The organism is Sporolactobacillus mangiferae (genome assembly GCF_023336505.1).
Lineage (GTDB): Bacteria > Bacillota > Bacilli > Bacillales > Sporolactobacillaceae > Sporolactobacillus > Sporolactobacillus mangiferae.
The window spans coordinates 72,815-92,987 of sequence record NZ_JAMAST010000004.1; the positions used below are offsets into that span (position 1 = coordinate 72,815).

Annotated in this window: 16 protein-coding genes; 2 read left to right on the forward strand and 14 right to left on the reverse strand. The window is 47.4% G+C overall.

Going from position 1 to position 20,173, the window contains the following annotated elements; genetic code table 11:
• Positions 1 to 48: 48 nt before the first annotated feature.
• The 9 genes from M3N64_RS06140 to M3N64_RS06180 form a co-directional block, all read right to left on the reverse strand.
• Positions 49 to 1,146: a metallophosphoesterase gene (locus M3N64_RS06140; RefSeq protein WP_249099671.1), complete on the reverse strand. Its 1,098-nt coding sequence runs from the start codon at positions 1,144 to 1,146 to the stop codon at positions 49 to 51.
• A gap of 341 nt (positions 1,147 to 1,487) precedes the next feature.
• Positions 1,488 to 2,906, reverse strand: coding sequence for a M20 family metallopeptidase (locus M3N64_RS06145; protein WP_249099674.1), 1,419 nt, complete (start codon positions 2,904 to 2,906; stop codon positions 1,488 to 1,490).
• A gap of 24 nt (positions 2,907 to 2,930) precedes the next feature.
• On the reverse strand, positions 2,931 to 4,307 hold the full coding sequence (locus M3N64_RS06150) for a M20/M25/M40 family metallo-hydrolase (RefSeq protein ID WP_249099677.1): 1,377 nt from the start codon (positions 4,305 to 4,307) through the stop codon (positions 2,931 to 2,933).
• A gap of 151 nt (positions 4,308 to 4,458) precedes the next feature.
• The gene (locus M3N64_RS06155; RefSeq protein ID WP_249099680.1) at positions 4,459 to 6,096 is read right to left on the reverse strand and encodes an ABC transporter substrate-binding protein; all 1,638 of its coding nucleotides are present in this window, start codon (positions 6,094 to 6,096) and stop codon (positions 4,459 to 4,461) included.
• 29 nt (positions 6,097 to 6,125) lie between these two features.
• Positions 6,126 to 7,058, reverse strand: a complete 933-nt coding sequence (gene opp4C, locus M3N64_RS06160) for an oligopeptide ABC transporter permease (RefSeq protein WP_249099682.1) — start codon at positions 7,056 to 7,058, stop codon at positions 6,126 to 6,128.
• A gap of 15 nt (positions 7,059 to 7,073) precedes the next feature.
• Positions 7,074 to 8,024, reverse strand: a complete 951-nt coding sequence (locus M3N64_RS06165) for an ABC transporter permease (RefSeq protein ID WP_249099685.1) — start codon at positions 8,022 to 8,024, stop codon at positions 7,074 to 7,076.
• Positions 8,025 to 8,039: 15 nt separating this feature from the next.
• Positions 8,040 to 9,035 (reverse strand): ABC transporter ATP-binding protein, encoded by a 996-nt coding sequence (locus M3N64_RS06170; RefSeq protein ID WP_249099861.1) that lies wholly within the window; start codon positions 9,033 to 9,035, stop codon positions 8,040 to 8,042.
• A gap of 2 nt (positions 9,036 to 9,037) precedes the next feature.
• Positions 9,038 to 10,060, reverse strand: a complete 1,023-nt coding sequence (locus tag M3N64_RS06175; RefSeq protein ID WP_249099688.1) for an ABC transporter ATP-binding protein — start codon at positions 10,058 to 10,060, stop codon at positions 9,038 to 9,040.
• Positions 10,061 to 10,078: 18 nt separating this feature from the next.
• On the reverse strand, positions 10,079 to 11,299 hold the full coding sequence (locus tag M3N64_RS06180; protein ID WP_249099691.1) for a M20 family metallopeptidase: 1,221 nt from the start codon (positions 11,297 to 11,299) through the stop codon (positions 10,079 to 10,081).
• 353 nt (positions 11,300 to 11,652) lie between these two features.
• Here M3N64_RS06180 and M3N64_RS06185 point away from each other — a divergent pair, with 353 nt between their 5' ends.
• On the forward strand, positions 11,653 to 12,882 hold the full coding sequence (locus M3N64_RS06185) for a M20/M25/M40 family metallo-hydrolase (RefSeq protein WP_249099695.1): 1,230 nt from the start codon (positions 11,653 to 11,655) through the stop codon (positions 12,880 to 12,882).
• Positions 12,883 to 13,056: 174 nt separating this feature from the next.
• Positions 13,057 to 14,214 (forward strand): amidohydrolase, encoded by a 1,158-nt coding sequence (locus M3N64_RS06190; RefSeq protein WP_249099700.1) that lies wholly within the window; start codon positions 13,057 to 13,059, stop codon positions 14,212 to 14,214.
• Positions 14,215 to 14,451: 237 nt separating this feature from the next.
• On the opposite strand, the gene M3N64_RS06195 is transcribed toward M3N64_RS06190, so the two are convergent.
• The 5 genes from M3N64_RS06195 to M3N64_RS06215 all read right to left on the reverse strand — a co-directional run bounded on the left by M3N64_RS06195 (position 14,452) and on the right by M3N64_RS06215 (position 20,172).
• On the reverse strand, positions 14,452 to 15,153 hold the full coding sequence (locus M3N64_RS06195) for a helix-turn-helix transcriptional regulator (protein WP_249099703.1): 702 nt from the start codon (positions 15,151 to 15,153) through the stop codon (positions 14,452 to 14,454).
• Positions 15,154 to 15,346: 193 nt separating this feature from the next.
• Positions 15,347 to 16,279, reverse strand: a complete 933-nt coding sequence (gene rarD / locus M3N64_RS06200) for an EamA family transporter RarD (protein WP_249099705.1) — start codon at positions 16,277 to 16,279, stop codon at positions 15,347 to 15,349.
• Between the two features lies 1 nt (position 16,280).
• Positions 16,281 to 17,432, reverse strand: coding sequence for an ArgE/DapE family deacylase (locus M3N64_RS06205; protein WP_249099708.1), 1,152 nt, complete (start codon positions 17,430 to 17,432; stop codon positions 16,281 to 16,283).
• A gap of 392 nt (positions 17,433 to 17,824) precedes the next feature.
• On the reverse strand, positions 17,825 to 18,961 hold the full coding sequence (gene nspC / locus M3N64_RS06210; protein ID WP_249099711.1) for a carboxynorspermidine decarboxylase: 1,137 nt from the start codon (positions 18,959 to 18,961) through the stop codon (positions 17,825 to 17,827).
• Between the two features lie 11 nt (positions 18,962 to 18,972).
• Entirely contained in the window at positions 18,973 to 20,172 is a 1,200-nt protein-coding gene (locus tag M3N64_RS06215; RefSeq protein ID WP_249099714.1) for a saccharopine dehydrogenase family protein, read from the reverse strand.
• Position 20,173: the final 1 nt, after the last annotated feature.

The following is a 20,173-nucleotide window of genomic DNA, read 5'->3' on the forward strand; positions in this document are numbered from 1 at the left end:
AGAATGATGTAAATTTTTTGATTTTTATATAATTTATCTGCTTTTAATTCAGTGTGCCATGCGTTTTTTTCTGGATTCCTTGTCAAGATCGAAACTGAATGAAAAGTTGTCCTTATTCTTCTTAAACACATGCGTGCGATGAACCTGCGGCGAAAAAGTGCGCACGTAGACTTTGTCATGCGTCAGGTCAAAGCCGAGCACACGAATATAGCCCTGACCGCCCTTGACAGACTGATAATCCGACAGAATCTGCATCACTTTTCGGTCCGGTTTACCGTCGAGATCATCATCAATTTTATCCACACGGCGGGCTGCGCCGTATCTGTGTCCGTTCATGACCATCCGGACGTTGGGATTTACCCGTACCACGCGCTCAAACAGCATCTGTCCTTCACTGCTTCGCTTTCCGTAACTCCCCAGATAGTCATGAAAAAACAAGATGGCAATTCGGTTACGGTATTGATGCAGAATATGATTCATCCAGGCAATTTCTTCACCGCCGATGTCCCAGCCCATCCCAAGCATGATATATTTTTGCCCGTTTGTGTTAATCAAGTCATAGTGTCCCTTATTATTATCGTAAGAACCACCGTACCACGGATTCCACATATATCGGGATTCACCGAAATAATGGTCAAAGATCCGATAGTTTTTGTGAAAACCGACATCGTGGTTGCCGGTGATAATGCCATACGGTACTCTTGATTCATCGAGAATACGCATGGCCTGGTCCGCGTTCTTCCATTGATAAGGCCGATTATAATTATCGACAATATCGCCAAGATGAAAAATATAGCGAAGCTTCAAGGCATCACGATTGGTAACAAACCAGCGATTCATTCGTTTGAATATATCTGGATGTGATCGGCTGTAATACTGCGTATCCGGCAGGACGCCAAATGTAAAATCTACGGAATCGATGCCCTTAAACAATTTATGTGCGACCTTGGGTTCATCGCGGGGTTTCGGAACCGGCTGCCTGAAAACCGTATGCCGTATATATTGCCTGGCGTTGACTTCGAGCACGGCCGGTTTGCGCTTCTCCCCAGGATAGAGACTGAGAATTCCTGAAATAACGCAGCACAGAAACATAAAAAGAATCATTACTTTGATCGCTATATTATCGGTCCAATGGTGTCGGTGCATAGACATGCTCCCTTCCGTTTCGGAAGACCAGCTCGCCGCATGCGGGCAGGCATTCAATTTCTCTCGGGTACATGCGCCTGATTACGCTCCCGCATGTACATCTTTTCTTAACCTGCTCTGTTTGTCCGGATTGCATGCAATAAAAAAGAACTTTTCTTCATAAAAGGAGAAAAGTTCTTTTTGCAGTATTCGCATTATATGAAATTTAAAAATCAGCTTTTCTAATCAGATGCTGGCAAAGCTTCTAACTTAATTGTTGTTTAACCGCTGAAAGAATCATACGGTTTTCCGCCGCCTGGCCCATTTATAAACATGACTTGCCTGTAAAACAACGATTGTCTTTAGTGTACCGGTGGTTTCACATCCGCCGGAATCAGGCATTCATAGGTTTCTCCGCCGAGCCGTTCTTTAAATTCACGAGTCGCATCGGCAAGAAGATCCGGATCTTCAATCGTTTTTATCGCTGTACATGCCATCGCCTGTCCGGCATATAAAGCAGCATTCAAAGCGTAGTCCTGAGTCCCCTGGGCAACCACCTGCCATGTATGCGGGACCGTTGCAAATGCCCAGGTCGCGGTGAAACATTGTGCAGTCGGAACATTCCAGCTGACATCGGAAACATCGGTTGAACCCGTCATGAACTGGTCTTCAGCGGGACAGGGAATCACCCAATCCGCAATTGGCTTCTCAGCAATCTGATCACGTTGATCCGGTGTCAGAAATTGCTTTGCAAAATTCTTTTCATTATCGCCGATGGAGGTGTAAATGTCTTTAAGGAACGCGAGATCTCGTTCAGATGGTTTCGGGAAACCAATCTTCTCCATAAAGTCGGCCATCACCTGATGCAGTGTTTTGTTGGGAATCAGGTTGCAGCAGCCACCTTCGATCTGATAACTCATCTCTGTCCCAGTCATCAGTGCCGCCCCTTTTGCAATATTGACCACTCTTTCAAAAAGTTTCTTCACCGCACTCGGCTGCGGCGAACGCACAAGAAAGCGTTCCTCGGCTATGGCCTGTACAACATTTGGTGAGACACCGCCAGTATTCGTGACCGCATAATGGATACGCGCGTGTTCTTCCATGTGCTCGCGCAGATAATTGACGCCGATATTCATCAGTTCAAGCGCATCCAAAGCGCTGCGTCCGAGCTCCGGCAATGCGGCAGCATGTGCACTTATGCCTTTGAATGTGAAACGTGCTTCAATAACCGCGTTGGATGAGAGATGCTGAACGGCATTTCTGGAATCCGGATGCCAGGAAAACGCAGCGTCAACATCTTTAAAACAACCTTCACGGGCCATATATGCTTTGCCATTGCCGCTTTCTTCAGCTGGACAGCCGTAATAGCGAACGGTCCCTTTTAACCCGTGCTTGATCAAATATTCTTTAACCGCAAAGGCGGCGGCAAGAGAACCGACACCAAGCAGGTTGTGTCCGCAGCCGTGTCCATTGCCATTAAGCACAATTGGGTCGTGGACGGTTCGATCCCGCTTCTGGCTTAATCCGGCAAGTGCATCAAATTCGCCAAGAAAAGCAATGACCGGCTTTCCATGTCCATAGCTGCCAACAAAACCGGTCTTCAGGCCGGCAATCCCCTGTGCAACGTGAAAGCCTTCATTTTCCAGAGCCTTGCTTAAAAGTGACGCCGATTTAACTTCACCAAAATGGAGTTCTGCAAACGTCCATACCTGCTCGCTCAATGCCTGATACGCTGTTCTCTTCTCATCAATCATCTTCTTGATGTCTTCGATTAAGCCCATGCTTCATTCTCCTCCGTCACGTTTTTATCGATTCGCAAATTCAGTGAGCAAATAAGCCATGTGCAGACTGCCGTCTATATAATCTTTAATCCGGATGGACTCGTTCGGAGCATGAGCCTTTGATTGTGCCCAGCCAACACCGGTGCTGACAATCGGAAGATGCAGATATTCATTAAATACATACATGGGACCGGTACCCGCCGATGTCGGATTCAGCACTGCTTCAGACTGATAAGCCTGCTCTGCTGTTTCTTTCACCAGCTTTAAGAACGGATCATGGATGTCGGAGAAAAAAGCCCGCTGTGACTCAATAAGTTCGATTTTAACATCGGAAAATCCGTGACGCGCCAGGTGACGCTCAAAACATTTGAGCAGATGCTCGCCGGTCTGGCCGGGAACCATTCGGCAGTCAATTTTAGCCATCGCTTCTTTTGGCAGCACGGTTTTCGCTCCTTCTCCCGTATACCCGCTGATCATACCGCAAATGGTCATCGTCGGATGAAGCATCAGCGCGTCCTGCGGTACTTCTCCGCGCGCTTCGGTAATTAACGGCCGTTTCAAACCAAACGTATCCACCAGTGCCTGCTTTTCAAACGGAATGCCGCGTACTGTCTGCAGAAGTTCGGCATCCGCTTCTTCGATTTCATCGAAAAAACCCTCGACCGTAATATCATTATTTTGATTTTTCATGCTGGATAAAGCCTGGACAAGACGCCACGCCGGATTGTCGATGACTGCTGCAAGCGATGAGTGAATATCAATATCCGCGCTTTTCGTCGACATTTCGAAATAAGCGGAGCCTTTGATACCGGCAAACAGTTCGACCCGTTCAGCAGCATCCTTATTGCCGAATTCCCAGATACATGCATCCGCCTGAAAAAGTTCGGCATACTTTTTTAAATAGGCAGGAAGGCCCGGACTGCCGATTTCCTCCTCGCCTTCGATTAAAAACTTTATATTGCAAGGAAGCCCATCCGTTTTCTCCAATGCTTTAATAGCCGCCAGACGCTGCATGAGCGTGCCCTTATTATCCGCGGTACCGCGCGCGTACAATATGCCGTCTTTTACGGTCGGCTCAAACGGATCGGAATGCCACTCATCAAGTGGTTCCGGTGGCTGGACATCATAGTGGTCATAGAAAAGCAGTGTTTTCTCTTTGTTTCCGCGTTCATCTGCCGCAAGGAACCCATAGATCACCGGATTTCCTCCCAGATCATCAAGCACCTTAACCTCTGCCCCGAGACCTTTAAGCAGTTCAGAGACAAATCGTACGGTTTCCGGTATAGTCAGATGCTGCGCGGAAACGGTCTTAAGCCGCAAGTAATCAAACAGGGTGTCCATAGACTTTTTTGCTTGTTTAACTACTTCATCATCGAGCCGTTTTTTCTTGCTCTCATCCATCAGTTCATCGCTTCTTTCATGTTTGCTGTGGGCGCCGTTAAGTGTCGATGCTGATGATCGCAGACGCCGATAAAATTTAAACAGCTGGCCCAAAGTGAGCAGCTGTTTAAATGGTGTTATTGAATGTTTTCAAAGAGGTACGCGTAGCAGCTTATTTCTTAAAAGCCCACTTCTGGAAGTCGGCTACTGTTCCCGGCCAGTATTCAGATGCACCGCCGTAAGCAAGATCTTTGCTCTTCACAACCACTTCATTGTCAGAGTAGAGCGTCACAACAGGAAGATCTTCCTCCCAGATTTTCTGCAACTGGCTGTAGATTTCTTTTCTCTTCGCACTGTCTGGTTCCGACTTGCCTTGATCAATCAGTTTCGTTGCTTTCGAATTTTCATATTTCATAAAGTTGTAGGCACCGTTCGGTCCGTACAGCGAAGAAACATCCGGATCAAGGTTAAACGTAAAGCCGATTAACAGCAGATCGAAATCACCGGCCGCGCCTTTTTGCATAATAGTTGGGAAGTCATAGGTTGTTTCTTTTACCTTAACACCGATGGCCTTGAAGTTCTGAACAATGATGTCAGCGGATTGTTCACGGACTTTGTTACCGATCGGGACGACAAAGTTCAGTGTCTTATTGAAATCCCATCCGGCATCTTTCAACATCTGTTTTGCTTTCTTCGGATCATATTTAATCACATTCGTGCTCTTATCAAGATATGGGCTTTGCGATGTATAAGGCCCGTCCACAATCTCACCGTTGCCTTTCAGAAGCTTATCAACGATTTGCTGACGGTCAATTGCGTAAGCGAGTGCCTGACGGACTTTAGCATTTGGCAATGTCTTTGTATTGTATTGCATTGTCTGGAATCCGATCTGCGGATGAATTTCCGTTGTTACATTCTTCAGTTTCTTTGCAGTCTCAACATCCTGGAATGGCAGGTTGCCGATACCGCCGGACGCATTGGCCTGAATCGTTCCCGACTGCAGTTCGCTCAGAAGGTTCGGTGCCTGCATAATCTTAATGAAGAACTTAGGTGTTTTCGGCTTGCCGAGATAATAGTCATTATTGGCTTTGTATTGAATGTACGTATTTTTGTTATACTTCACGAATTTGTACGGTCCGTTTGTTACATTCGGTGCCTGCGCGTATTTGCTGTTCGCAAAGTCTTTTGGTGCCACATCTTTCAGTACATGCTGCGGCAGTGTAATAATCTTCGTACCGATCATTTCTTTGACATAGTTCGGGTCAACCGGTTTCTTGGTTTTAAAAGATACCGTATGCTCGTCAACCTTCTTCAGGTTAGGAATCGAGGTTTTGCCACCGGTTAATTTACCGTTGGCGTCGACGCCTTCGAGTGTCGAAATATTCGTACCGACGGAAACCGTTGTTTTCGGATTAGCAATCAGGTTGAACGTGAAGATAACATCGTCAGCGGTAACCGGCTTGCCGTCCGTCCATTTTGCTTTCGGATTCAGTTTGATTGTATACGTCTGATTATCGGTGGTGTCAATCGAATTCGCGAGTTTCGGCTGGAACTTCAACGGCGATGTCATGTCCAGGAACGAATCCAGCATGACACGAATGGCAAACTGTCCGGCAATATCACCGGTGTTAATCGGGTTAAAGCCGCCCGGAGGATTGACCATTCCAAGATAGATGGTATCTTTTCCTTTGCTTCCGCCTGATGATGATCCGGAACCGCCACATGCAGCGAGCAAAACAAGCGACAAGGCCATGAAGGAGGTGATCAAATATTTAAAAATGCGTTTTGAAACTGATGTGTGTCTGTTCATACTGTTGTTTGCATCCCCTTTTTATTTGACTATTTTGCATTCTGTGACTCAATAGCGTCACGGAGGCCATCACCGATAAAATTAATCGATAGAACAGCGAGTAAAATCATCAGGCCCGGTGGGATCCACAGCCATGGCTGGGAGGAAAGCACCGTAATCGATTCAGCCTGAGTCAGCATATTCCCCCAGCTTGCCGCCGGCGGCCGGACGCCCATGCCCAGAAAACTGAGTGAGGCTTCCATAATAATTGCCGACGCAACGCCAAAAGTCGCATTCACCAGGATCGGTGCGAGCGCATTGGGAAGGATATGCTGGAATAAGATTTTCGGCGTTGAGTAGCCGAGTGCAACACCTGCCTTTACATAGTCCATTTCTTTTATAGAAAGCACACTGCCCCTGACCAAGCGGGCAATGGCCGGCCAACCAAGAAGACCAATCACAAAAGTAATGTTAAACAGGCTCGGCCCGATAATGCTGACCAACACCAAAATAACCATAAAATACGGAAAGGACATAAATACATCCGTGATACGCATGATGATCATATCCGCCCATTTGCCGAAGTAACCAGCAATCAGTCCGAGCACGATCCCGATCACTACATAGATGGCGACTGCGCCGATACCTACGGATATGGATACTTGAGCACCGTATACAAGGCGGCTCATCACATCACGTCCGACCGGATCCGTGCCTAAAAGATGCGTTGACGATGGTGCGGCTTCGAATTCACCGAAAATTTTATTCGGGTCATGCGGTGAAATCACCGGTGCCAGCGCGGCAACAAGAATGATGAGAGTAAAAACAATAAGTCCGGCAACCGCAAGCTTATGATTGAAAAAACGCCTCATCACCATGTGAAAATAACTTTCTTCATCATTAAGCTGTTTCCGAATGATTGCGGAATTTTTCAGCCCGTCTACTTCCGGAACGTTTTTATTCGGATTTAATTTCATCGCCATGTCATCCGTTCCTCCTTAGTCATACCTGATTCTTGGGTCGGCGACGGCATACAGAATATCTGTCAGCAAATTCGCAAATAGTACGGTCACAGCAGCAAGCAGATTGATCGCCATCAATGTCGAGTAGTCACGCGATGTAATCGATTGAATGGTAAGCAGCCCAAGACCGGGCCACTGAAAAACCTGCTCGGTCACAATCGCACCACCGATCAGCATCGGAATGTCAATACCAATCACGGTGATAATCGGAATCAGAGAGTTTCTCAGCGCATGCTTGTTCGTAACGATAAATTGGGACAATCCTTTTGCCTTTGCTGTGCGCAGATAATCTTTGCCCAGCACATCCAGCATACTGGAGCGCACATAGCGAACCATGTTCCCGGCGATTCCAGTGGCCAGCACTGCGACAGGAAGCACAAGGTGGCTGATCGTATCGATCAGGCCCCCGTCTCCGCCAAGCGTGTTCATGCTCCCGGTCGGAAACAGCAGAAGCTTACTTGCAAACACATAGATGACACCAAGTCCCAGGAAAAAGTGCGGTACCGAAATGCCGAAAAATGAAAAACCGGTTACCAGATAGTCAATCCATGAATTTTGCTTTCGCGCACAGATGATCCCAAGCGGAATCGCAATAAGATATCCGACGATCAATGAAACACCCATTAGCAGCAGTGTTGGACCGATATGTGCCACCAGGATCTGCGTAACAGGCTCACGCGTCGAATATGAGAATCCCAGATTTCCCTGAAAGAGCTGCGTAAGCCAGTGCCAGTACTGCGCCCAGACCGGCTGATCAAGTCCCAGTTCATGCTTCTGCATGGCCAGCTGTTCAGGTGTTGCAGACGGATTAACCATCATATCTACCGGATTCCCCGGTGCAAGATTAATAATGAAAAAGTTCAGTACCGTGACGCCAAAAAGTACCGGAATGGCAATTAATATGCGTCTTACAATATATTGAAGCAATCGATGGACCTCCTTTCAGACATTCACTGTCTCAAGCGGAAAATGACAGGCGACTAGATGATCTTTGCCGGTAAGCTGCGGCACTTTTTCCCGGCAAACATCCTTTGCAAACGGACAGCGTGTATGGAATACGCAACCTTTCGGTGGATTCGCCGGACTGGGCACATCACCTTCAACGACAATCTGCTCGCGGTCACGCTGATGCGGATTTGGAATCGGATAGGCATTAAGTAAAATCTCCGTGTACGGATGTTTCGGATGCTCAAAAATTTCTTTGGTCGTTGCAAGCTCCATCACCTTACCCAGATACATAACGGTAATCCGGTCGCTTATATACTTAACCGCCCCAAGCCCATGAGCGATAAACACATAAGTCAGATTCAGTTCTTTTTGTAAATCCTTAAGCAGATTAAGCACCTGCGCCTGAATGGACACATCAAGTGCGGAAACCGGTTCGTCACAGATGATCAGTTTCGGACGCAGCATCAGTGCGCGCGCGATACCGATTCGCTGCCTTTGCCCGCCGGAGAATTGATGCGGATAACGATTTTTATACTGCTTAGGCAATCCGACAATTTCGAGAATCTCATTAACCTTCTGATCCGCATCCTTTTTTGTCGCGAGTTTATGCGCCAGCAAAGGCTCTGCGAGCAGATCGCCAATCCGTTTTCGTGGATTAAGCGAAGAATACGGATCCTGAAAAATGATCTGCAGATCAGTCCGCAGCTTTCGCATTTCTCTTTGAGAAATATTTGCCAGATTCTTGCCCTGAAACAGAACCTGTCCCTCGGTCGGATCCTCAAGACGCACAAGCGATCGTCCGGTCGTAGATTTTCCACATCCCGACTCTCCGACAAGTCCCATTGTCTCGCCCGGATAAATATCGAAACTGACATCATCCACTGCTTTTACATAGCCAACGGTTCTTGAAATAATGCCTTTTCTAATAGGGTAGTATTTTTTAAGATTTTTCACCTGAAGTAAGGGCTGTCTTTGCTCTGTAACTGGCATGTTCAAGAACTCACTTCCTTTTCCGCATGCTTCTGTTCATAATCCTGTTCTTCCTTTTCATAAAGGAAGCAGCGAATGCTGTGTGGCTGCTTGTCCTCAATCGATTTTAATTCCGGTTTTTCGTTCTGGCACCGCTCCATGGCGAACGGACAGCGATCGTAGAAACGGCAGCCTTTCGGCATGTTGAAAACACTCGGTACTGACCCGGGAATCGAGTCCAGACGCATGTCATCCGGATTCGTGATATGAGGAATCGATTTCATAAGCCCCAGTGTGTAAGGATGCTTCGGATTGTCAAAAAGTGTATAGACATCGGTTTCTTCAACGACTTGTCCAGCGTACATAACGGCAACCTTATCCGCCATTTCCGCCACGACACCAAGATCATGCGTAATCAGTATAATTGCGGTATTCGATTCTTCACGAAGTTCCTTCATTAATTTCAAAATCTGGGCCTGAATCGTTACATCCAGCGCGGTTGTCGGTTCATCGGCAATCAGAAGCTTGGGCCGGCAGCTAAGTGCCATCGCAATCATGACACGCTGCCTCATCCCGCCGGAAAGTTTATGCGGATATTCGTCAACAATCCCTTCTGCACGCGGAATGCCGACTTTCTTCAGCATTTCAATTGCATATTTCCTTGCTTCAGATTTTGAATACTTCATATGCAGCCGAATGCCTTCAGTCAGCTGATCGCCAATGGTCAGGACAGGATTAAGCGACGTCATCGGCTCCTGAAAGATCATCGAAATATCATTGCCGCGAATCTTGCGCATGGCGGCTTCAGAAGCGTGCGCAAGATCTTTTCCTTCAAAAAGTACCGATCCATGTGTGATCGAACCGTTTCGATCCAGAAGGTGCATGATTGAAAGTGAGGTTACTGATTTCCCGCAGCCGGATTCCCCGACCAGGCAGATCGTCTCACCCTCTTTTAAATCAAAACTGACTTCATCGACGGAAGTGACCGGCCCTTTTTCTGTCTGGAATTCGGTTTTCATTCTGTCTACTTTCAAGAGTTCGCCCAATTCGTTGTCCCTCCTCGGTTATTTTGACACGGGCGCCATTTCCGTAACCTGCGGTGCTTCTTTGCTGCAAAGATACTCGCTGACCATTGCCAGAAATGCTTTGCCGGCAACCAGCATGACACGTTCATCAAAATTGAATTTCGGATGATGATGCGGATAACTTGCACCGACTTCCGGATTGCCCGCTCCGGAAAACCAGAATACCCCCGGTTTTTTCAGCAAAAAGCTTGAAAAGTCTTCACCGCCCATCTGCGGCGCGATCTCGACGGCCGTCCCTTCACCGAACGTATCATCCATAACGCTTTTGAAAACATCCGTTTCTTTTTCATGATTGTAGACAGCCGGATAACCGTCCTGATAATCCACATATCCCTGTGCATGATAGGCAGCGCAAACATTCTCAACAATCATTGCCAGTTCTTTTTTAATTTTTTCGCGAACTGCCGGATCAAAGGTCCGCACGGTTCCTTCCAAAGTAGCTGTGTCAGCAATGACATTGGCAGCCACACCTGCATTGAATTTGCCGATCGTCACAACAGCTGCCTTCTGGGGATCCACTTCGCGGCTGACAATCATCTGCAGCTGGCTGACGACTTGCGATGCAACCGCGACGGAATCAACCGACAGATGCGGCGCCGAGCCGTGCCCGCCTTTACCCTGAATGCTTATTTTTATATAATCGGCAGCCGCCATAAAATAACCTTTTCGATAGCCAATCGTGCCAAAAGGCACCGTACTCCACAAATGTGTACCGAATACCAGATCAACATTCTCAAGACATCCGTCTTTGATCATTGCCTGAGCACCGCCGGGCGGATATTCTTCCGCCGGCTGATGCAGCAGCACAACATCACCGGCCAGCTCATGGCGATGATTCTGAAGCACCCTGGCAACGCCAAGCAATGTCGACGTATGTCCGTCATGCCCGCATGCATGCATGACATTCGGTACTTTCGATTTATATGGCACATCAGTTTCCTCATTGATCGGAAGTGCATCAAAATCGGCGCGCAGGGCGACGGTCAGCCCAGGCTTTGCTCCATGAATTCTTGCCACAATCCCATAACCGCCGATATGCGTTTTAATGTCAGTGATTCCAAAGCTTTTCAGTTTTTCCAGAATAAATGCCGATGTTTCAGTCTCATGATATGAAAGTTCCGGATGCTGATGAAGAAATCTGCGCCACGCTACCATTGAATCGTACGATTTTTCCAAATCATCAGACCATGATGTGTCCATTTCTCTGACCTCCCAATCAAAATAAACACTACTGAAAAAATAGAAATAATATTATATTTTCAGAATATCCAAAAACTATAACGCCATTATAAATGAGCAAAAGTTATTAGTCAAAAAAATTATTAAAATAATAAATAGTTTTTAACGTCTCTACGTCATCTCTTCTCACATATTGTTTTTTTCTTAGCAATTTTAATTCTTTTTTTAAAATAAAAACAAATATGATTCAGGATATGATAGAATTTATTACAATAATAATAAATTATCTATGATTTGACAATAAGCAAAAATAAAAATTGTCAAAATTATTTAGCTGCTGATTTGCGAAAATCAGTGATTCAGAGGTGAAATGAATGGATATGCAGCAAAACTGCAAGCAAAGTATTCAGTCGATTCGCAAAGTTCCGAGTGTAAAAAAAGCTTTGGACTATCTATTCGAAGACAACGATTCAACAACAGCGGAACAAATTGAGCTCACCTCGATCCCGGCTCCCCCGTTTATGGAAGCCGAGAAAGCAGCGTGGATCGCCAGACGATTCCGATCGCTTGGTCTGACGAATGTACATAGCGATGAAGAAGGTAATGTGCTCGGATCTATTTCAGGCGCTTCAGACACCAAAAAAATTGTTGTCTCCGCCCATCTGGATACCGTATTTTCCGAAGGGACAAAAATCAACCCCATAGTTAAAGACGGCATTGTCTATGCTCCGGGAATTTCCGATGACGGTCGTGGATTGGCAGTCCTTCTGACGTTGATTCGCGCAATCAGGCGTTCAGGAGTGAAGCCGCAGCACAGTCTGCTCTTCGTCGCAACGGTCGGCGAAGAAGGTCTGGGTGATTTACGCGGTGTCAAAGCCCTCTTTAACACGCGGACAGACATTGGTGCCTTTATTTCGATTGAGCCAGGGAATCCCGAACGGATCACCGCAACCGCAGTTGGCAGTCACCGCTATAAAGTCGTCTTTACTGGTCCCGGCGGTCACAGTTTTGGAGATTTTGGCATTCCAAGCGCCGTTCATGCACTCGGCAGAGCGATTGCAAAAATTAGCGACCTGCACGTACCGGAAGATCCAACCACGACATTCACCGTTGGCACAGTCAGCGGCGGCACGTCGATTAACTCAATCGCGCAGCATGCGGAAATGGGACTCGATATGCGTTCTGTATCCGAGGAAGCGCTGCTGGCGCTCGAAGATCAGGCATTGGCTGCCATTCAGGAAGCTGCGAATGAAGAAAATGCACGCTGGGGCAAAGGTGAATTGATTAAACTCGTGATTCAGCGGGTCGGCAGCCGTCCTGCCGGTGCCCAAAGTGATGATTCTGTTGCCGTGCAGACGGCTTGCGCTGTCATTCGTGAATTTAATCTGGCCCCCACGCTGCTGCCAATGAGTACAGACTCAAACGTGGCGATTCACGCGGGTATTCCCGCATTGACCCTGGGAGGAGGCGGTGAATCCGGCGGCATGCACACACTGGAAGAGTATTACAACCCGGAAAAGGCGTATATCGGTGCTCAGACCGTACTCCTGATTGTGCTTGCCTTCGCAGGCATCGAGAACGTCATACCATCAGTGCTCTTTTGAAACTGTTCATCGCTGAATCCGCTCAGACGAAGTCATACATTATTTACTGAATCTTTAATAAATCAAAAGCAATATTTAGAAAACCTGACTTACCTGTGAGAAATGTGGCCTTTCACATTTTTCCACTTGCTGAAGAATGTGCTGATTTAAAGAATAAAAAGGAGATCCTAAGCCATGACAACCACCATTGAAGACACAAAACTGGAACAGAAGTTGATTGAATGCCGGCACCAGCTGCATGAACATCCCGAACTGGCCTTTGAGGAATATGAAACGACGAAAGCGCTTAGAAAATGGCTCTCTGAAGCGGAAGTGGAACTACTTGATCTTCCGCTTGAAACCGGCGTACTCGCAGTCATTCGCGGTGCGAAACCGGGACCGGTGATCTGCCTTCGTACCGACATTGACGCGCTGCCCATTCAGGAGGAGACAGGGCTGCCTTTTGCCTCTAAAATTCCGGGCAAGATGCATGCATGCGGCCATGATTTTCACACGGTCTCGATTCTCGGCGCCACGCTTCTGCTCGAAGCACGCAAAAGCGAGCTGGAAGGCACGGTTAAAATCATCTTTCAGCCGGCGGAGGAAAACGGCGGCGGCGCGCTGAAAGTTCTGGAGTCCGGCGTTCTTGACGATGTACAGGCGATTTTCGGCATGCATGATATGCCGCATCTGCCGACAGGGACAATTGGCATCAAACCCGGTGCATTGATGGCTGGCGTTGATAAATTCACCATCGATGTTGAAGGTACCGGCACTCACGCAGCGGCACCTGAGAAAGGCATTGACGCAATTCTCGTCGCTGCGCATATTATGACGGCACTGCAATCGATTGTCGCTCGTAATATCTCGCCGCTCAACAATGCCGTCATCAGTGTTACCCGTCTTGAAGCCGGTAACACATGGAATGTGCTGCCTCAGTCTGCGCAAATGGAAGGCACGGTCCGGACGTTTCAGGAACATGTACGCGATCAGATCCCGGCCAAAATGCAGCGCGTTGTTGAAGGTGTGGCCGCCGGACTCGGTGCAAAGGGAACGCTGCATTATACCAAGCTCGGTCCAGCCCTGATCAACAATGAAAAGCTTGCCAACCGGGCTGTTGATATCGCCAAGGCCTCTGGTTTGAATGTCATCACACCAGTTCCTTCATCAGCAGGTGAAGATTTCGCCGAATACATGAAAAAGATTCCCGGAGCTTTTTTCTTTATGGGCGTTTCCGGGAATTCCGGCCTGCACCACCCGGATCTGATTATTGATGAAAAAGCAATACTGCCAAGCGCGAAATTTTTCGCCAACCTGGCAGCTGCTATGCTTAAAAAAGTCAGCGATCTGTAATTGGTGACGCGTGCAGACATGGCAAGTCCTGAATGTGCTCTGAGCACATTCAGGACTTTTTTTACTATTGAAAGTTTAAAATTCAGCAGATTACGGTATAAGCGCGACGGAGACCGGCCTGGCAAAGCCAGGTCTACTAATGATCAAACTTAAAGCAAGCATCAATGTTTCAGAAAATCATTTAATGCAAAAGAACGCCACATTGCCCGGCTTCAATCCTCGAAACTCGTGCCATCGTCATACACTGCCACGGACTTTCTTTACTTTACTGAGATAACGGTAGATTGAAGCTTCTGATGTGCAGAGTTCCTCGGCAACAATGCTGACAATCCCTTTCAAAAGAAAGATACCGTTTTCATTCAACTTTTCGATGATTTCAAGGCGTTCTTCCTGAGACATACGTTCCGGCGGAATATTGACACCACCGACAATTTCTTTGATGCTCGATTTTGCAAGATCTTCAATGGACGGGCTGAGATGTTCCACCGGCTCCTCGATCTTTTTCAATTCCGGTTTCTTGACACCGACAAATTTACTTAGATAATCGATGACTTTCTCCATTTTTCTATAGTCAATATTGATACACAGCATACCAATAATCTCATTTTTATCATTGCGAATAAAGAAGGTCGATGAACGCAATACTGTTCCGTCCTTTGCAATCCCCTCATAATTCGTAATGAACGATTTGTTCCGTGATTTACCTTCTTTGAGCATTTTAAGAATCAAGTTGGTCACCGGCGAGCCAATATCGCGTCCGCTCAAATTTGTCTCGCTGATTGCAACGACCGAGTTTTCAAGATCCGTCACATCATGAAGAATGATCTCGGTATCATCACCAAGCACTTCTCCGAGAAATGCAACAAGATCTTTGTACTTTGCTAATTCCGCGTTGATAAAAATCACCACCCTAATGTTCATCAAGCACCGTTCGTCCATAGCCTCCTTCAGAAGCAATGTTCCGTCATTTGGCACAGTTCAATAGTCCCCCGGATGACATTCACGATCCTGATGCTCTTTTAAAGAAAAAACTGACTCACGAATCCTCTGGCCTGTAAGCCTATCCTTCTTTGGCCGTATTAAGAAAAATTAATTATCACAATAATAAAACAGTTATACTCATTTTCCCTTATCATCTTCTGCTTGTCAACGGATGCGCCGCATGGGTATTCCGGTTTCGCTTATTTGTCACCAGTTCGTTCCCAGTATAGACAATAATAGAAAGCCAGATAAAAAGAAAGGACAGAAGCTGAACAGACGTTACCCGTTCATGAAATACGAACCGTCCAATCAGAAATGCTGCCGTTGGCGTCATATATTGAAAAAAACCGATCATTGTCAGTGAAATACGCTTCGCACCTTCCGCAAACCAGATCAGCGGCAGCGCGGTAAGCACACCGGCCCCAATAAGCAACGGTCCGGCAGGATGCAGAAAAGTTCGAATCGATTCCGGCACTTGAAAACTATAAAATATCAGGAAAAAGACGGCAAACGGAAGCATCAGCATTGTTTCAACAGCCATGCCGACATAAGCCTCGAGAACTGCTTTCTTTTTGCATAGACTGTAAACAGCGGAAGTGACTGCCAAAGACAGCGCAAGCCATGGCACATGCCCATAATGCAGTGTCATCAGGAGCACTCCCGTTCCGGCGAGTCCCATGGAAACTGCCGCCCCCACTCCAGATCGTTCTTTTAGAAAAAGCAGTCCTGTCAGCATACTGAGCAGAGGAATAATGTAGAGTCCCAGACTTGCTTCGATGACATGCGCATGGGCGACTGCCCAGACGTAAATCAGCCAGTTGGCGCTGATGGCTATTGATCCTGCTGTGACAATAAACAGTTCACCGGGGCGATGCCACAGCAATGCCAGCTGCATTTTAAGCGCGGTGAGTTCATGGCGCATAATTAATACGATGACCATGAAAACGAATCCCCACACAATGCGGTGAGCGAGCACAACACCGGAGGGAACCGAGTCCAGCCATTTCCAGTAAAGCGTAAGGAACCCCCATATGGAAAAAGCAGAAAAGGTATAAAGAATGCCTGAGCGCCTCGAAATGGTCATATCAGCTCAGAAATTCTGCTGCGATGCGTTTATAAATTTGAATCGAATCAAAAAAAGGCGCACGCTCAATGTACTCGTTCGGCTGATGGGCGACCTGAGGAGAACCGGGACCGACAACAGTGATCGGAAAAATTCTGCCGGTTTGTGCGAAAAAAGCGCCATCCGTATAACCGGAAAAACCATATGGTTCAATTTTCTTTTTGCGCACATCTTCAATAACTCGGACCAGCTGCTGAACGAATGGATCATCTTTCGGTGTTTTGACTGGCAGCATGTCATTAATGACCTCCACCTTCACCCTCAATTCGGGAATATCCTGCTTCAGTCCATCAATCAGCGACTGAACCGATGCAAGAATTTCCTCATGGTTCTGCGATGGCAAAGTGCGCATGTCAATCTCTACCGTACATTTATCCGGAATGACATTCGTGCCGCTGCCGCCGCGAAGGACATCAATGCTTGATGTCGGTTCACTCAGTAAATCATCCGCTTCATAAACGAAGGAAAAGTCGGACTGAAATCTGGAAAGTAACGCAATCATGTGTTCATTAGCGTTAATGCCACAGTCCGGCGTTGAACCATGACCCGTTTTGCCATATGTAGTCAGGCGAACCCAAAGCGCACCTTTTTCAGCAATTGAAAGTTCATTACCCGTTGGTTCACCGATCACAACCGCATCAAAATCATTTGCATAACCGCTGCCAACCAGCTGTTCTGCCCCAATTGAAGAGGTTTCTTCGCCGACAGTTGCAATGAATTTGAGTGTTCCTTTAAGCGGGACCTTCTCCTCTTTCAGCTGGATCATCGCGGCTATCATCGCCGCCAGTCCGCTTTTCATATCCGAAGCGCCGCGTCCGTAAATTTTCCCGCCGGCTTCCTCAGCACCGAATGGGTCGTGATCCCACGGAAGCTCACCAACTGGAACGACATCCATGTGACCGGTAAACGCAAGTACCTTGCCTGGTTCTGCTCCATGCAGTGTCGCAATCAGCTGATGCCGACGCGTGCTGTAAGGCACAATTTTTGTCTCAATGCCTGTCGAATCAAAAAGGGGTTTTATCAAAGCGGCTGCCTCCGCTTCATTGCCCGGAGGGTTGGTCGTATTCGTTTTCAACAGATTTTTGAGCAATTCAATGGCTTGTTCATTCGTCATGATCATTCCTCTTTTCTCAGGATAAAGCTTGCCTTTATCTTTCAGATAGCCCATTCTTCTGATCAGAAATCGTGCAAATGTTCGGAAAAGTCTGCGTGTTGCTCCCCACGTACAGCGTTTATTCATAATTATAGCAAAATTGTGCCTGTTTCTGTACATCTTCTTCATCAATTTTCGCAAAATGATCTGGCTGCCGTATGTTGCGGCTAAGCCATCAGCTCCAGAGTCCTCGGGTTGCCTGCCGAGGCGCACCAGGAACCCCCGCGGCAGATCCCGCAACCCTGCTGGCGGTGACAAGCGCTCCGCAAATGTCTGCTGCCTGCGCACAAAACATATGTAATTTTAAAGGTGTCCCATTGTCAACAGACTTTTGAGACACCTTCATCCGTTCATTATGAAAGCCTTGTTTTAAAATTCTCATAGCCAAATTGTTTAATGATCCGTGCACCGCTCTCTTCACTGTATGCAACGATCGCGGGCAATGCAATCCCATTGAACGTATTATTCTTGACCATTGAATAGATCGCCATATCACAGAATACGACACGGTCACCGACATGAAGCGGACGATCAAAAGAATAATCACCGATTACGTCACCGGCAAGGCAGGTAGGACCACCAAGTCGATAAGTGATCGCTTTCTCCCGCGGTTTTCCCGCTCCGATGATTTCAGGACGGTAAGGCATCTCCAGTACGTCGGGCATGTGGCAGGTCGCAGATGTATCCAGTATTGCGATCGGCATCCCGTTCTCAAACACGTCAAGAACGGTTGACACGAGATAACCGGTATTCAGGGCAATCGCTTCACCCGGTTCAAGATAGACCTGAACATCATACTTATCCTGTATAGCCGTGATACACCGTTCGAGGCGTCCAAGATCATAATCCGCACGTGTAATATGATGACCACCGCCAAAGTTGATCCACTTCATCCGGTTCAGGTATTTCCCAAACTTGGATTCTACTGCCGCAAGCGTATGTTCAAGGGCATCCGAATTCTGCTCACAGAGAGTATGGAAATGGATGCCATCAAGGCCGTCCAGAGCATCGGGATCAAAATTGGCTTCGGTAACACCCATGCGTGAGTACGGCGCGCATGGATCGTACAGCCCGGTTTCAACCTCCGAGTACTCCGGGTTCACGCGTATGCCGCAGGAAACCGGATGCGGGGCGCGTTTTACTTGATCCTTGAATCGCGCCCACTGGCTGAACGAGTTGAAAACGACATGATCGCTGACTTCAAGAATTTCGGCAAAATCTTTTTCACCATAAGCCGGTGAATAAATATGCACTTCTCTGTCCATCTCTTCACGGCCAAGACGCGCCTCATAGAGCGAGCTCGAGGCTACACCACTTAAATAGCGGCCGATCAGCGGATAAAAGGCATACATAGAGAATGCTTTCTGTGCGAGCAGCACTTTGCAGCCGGTTCGCTCCTGCAGGCGTTTCAGAGTCTCCAGGTTTTTGACGAGCAAGCGTTCATCAACCAGATAACTTGGCGACGGAACAACTGAAAAATCAATAGCCATGTACATACTCCTTAATTGATCAGCGCCGGCGCAAAGCTTTCATGCCAGGGCAGACCGAACTGATTCAGCGCATCCATGAACGGGTCCGGATCGAACTCTTCAATGTTGAACACACCAGGTCCCTTCCACTTACCAGTCATCACCATTGCCGCTCCGATCATTGCCGGCACACCGGTTGTATACGAGATTGCCTGAGAACCGACTTCCCTGTAGCATTCCTGATGATCGCAGACATTGTATACATAATAGGTGCGCGCCTTGCCATCTTTGACACCTTGAAAAATACAGCCGATGTTCGTCTTGCCCTTTGTTCTTGGTCCGAGTGACGCCGGGTCCGGAAGTACTGCTTTCAGGAATTGAAGCGGCACGATCTGCTTGCCTTCAAATTCGATCGGTTCGATTGAGGTCATACCGACATTTTCCAAAACTTTAAGATGGGTCAGATAGCTTTGCCCAAAAGTCATCCAGAAACGGATCTTTTTAATGCCTTTAATATTAAGCGCAAGTGATTCCATCTCTTCATGATGGAGCAGATAAATGTCTTTCGGTCCGATCTGAGGAAAGTCGTATACCCGTTTGATCGACATCGGTTCGGTTTCAATGAATGTTCCGTTTTCAAAATAACTGCCTTTCGCCGTCACTTCACGAATATTGATTTCCGGATTGAAATTCGTCGCGAATGGATAACCGTGATCGCCGGCATTCGCATCCAATATATCGATCGAATGAATTTCATCGAAGTAATGCTTCTGGGCATACGCGGAGAAAACACCGGTAACCCCAGGGTCAAAGCCACTGCCGAGAAGCGCCGTGATCCCCGCTTCCTTGAAGCGGTCGCGGTACGCCCATTGCCACTTGTATTCGAACTTTGCGGTATCTTCCGGTTCATAATTTGCCGTATCGACATAATCGGTCTTTGTCGCGAGGCAAGCGTCCATAATCGTCAGATCCTGATACGGCAGTGCCACATTAATCACAATGTCCGGTTTCACTTTTTCAATCAGTGCAATCAGTTCCGGAACATTATTTGCATCAACCTGCGCGATGCTGACCCTGGTTTTTCCGCCGTCCAGCTTCGCTTTCAGTGCCTCGCACTTGGCGTACGTACGGCTGGCGATACAGATCTCCTCGAATACATTCGAATTCTGGCAGCACTTGTGTGCAACGACACTTGCGACGCCTCCAGCGCCGATAATCAAAGCTTTACCCATA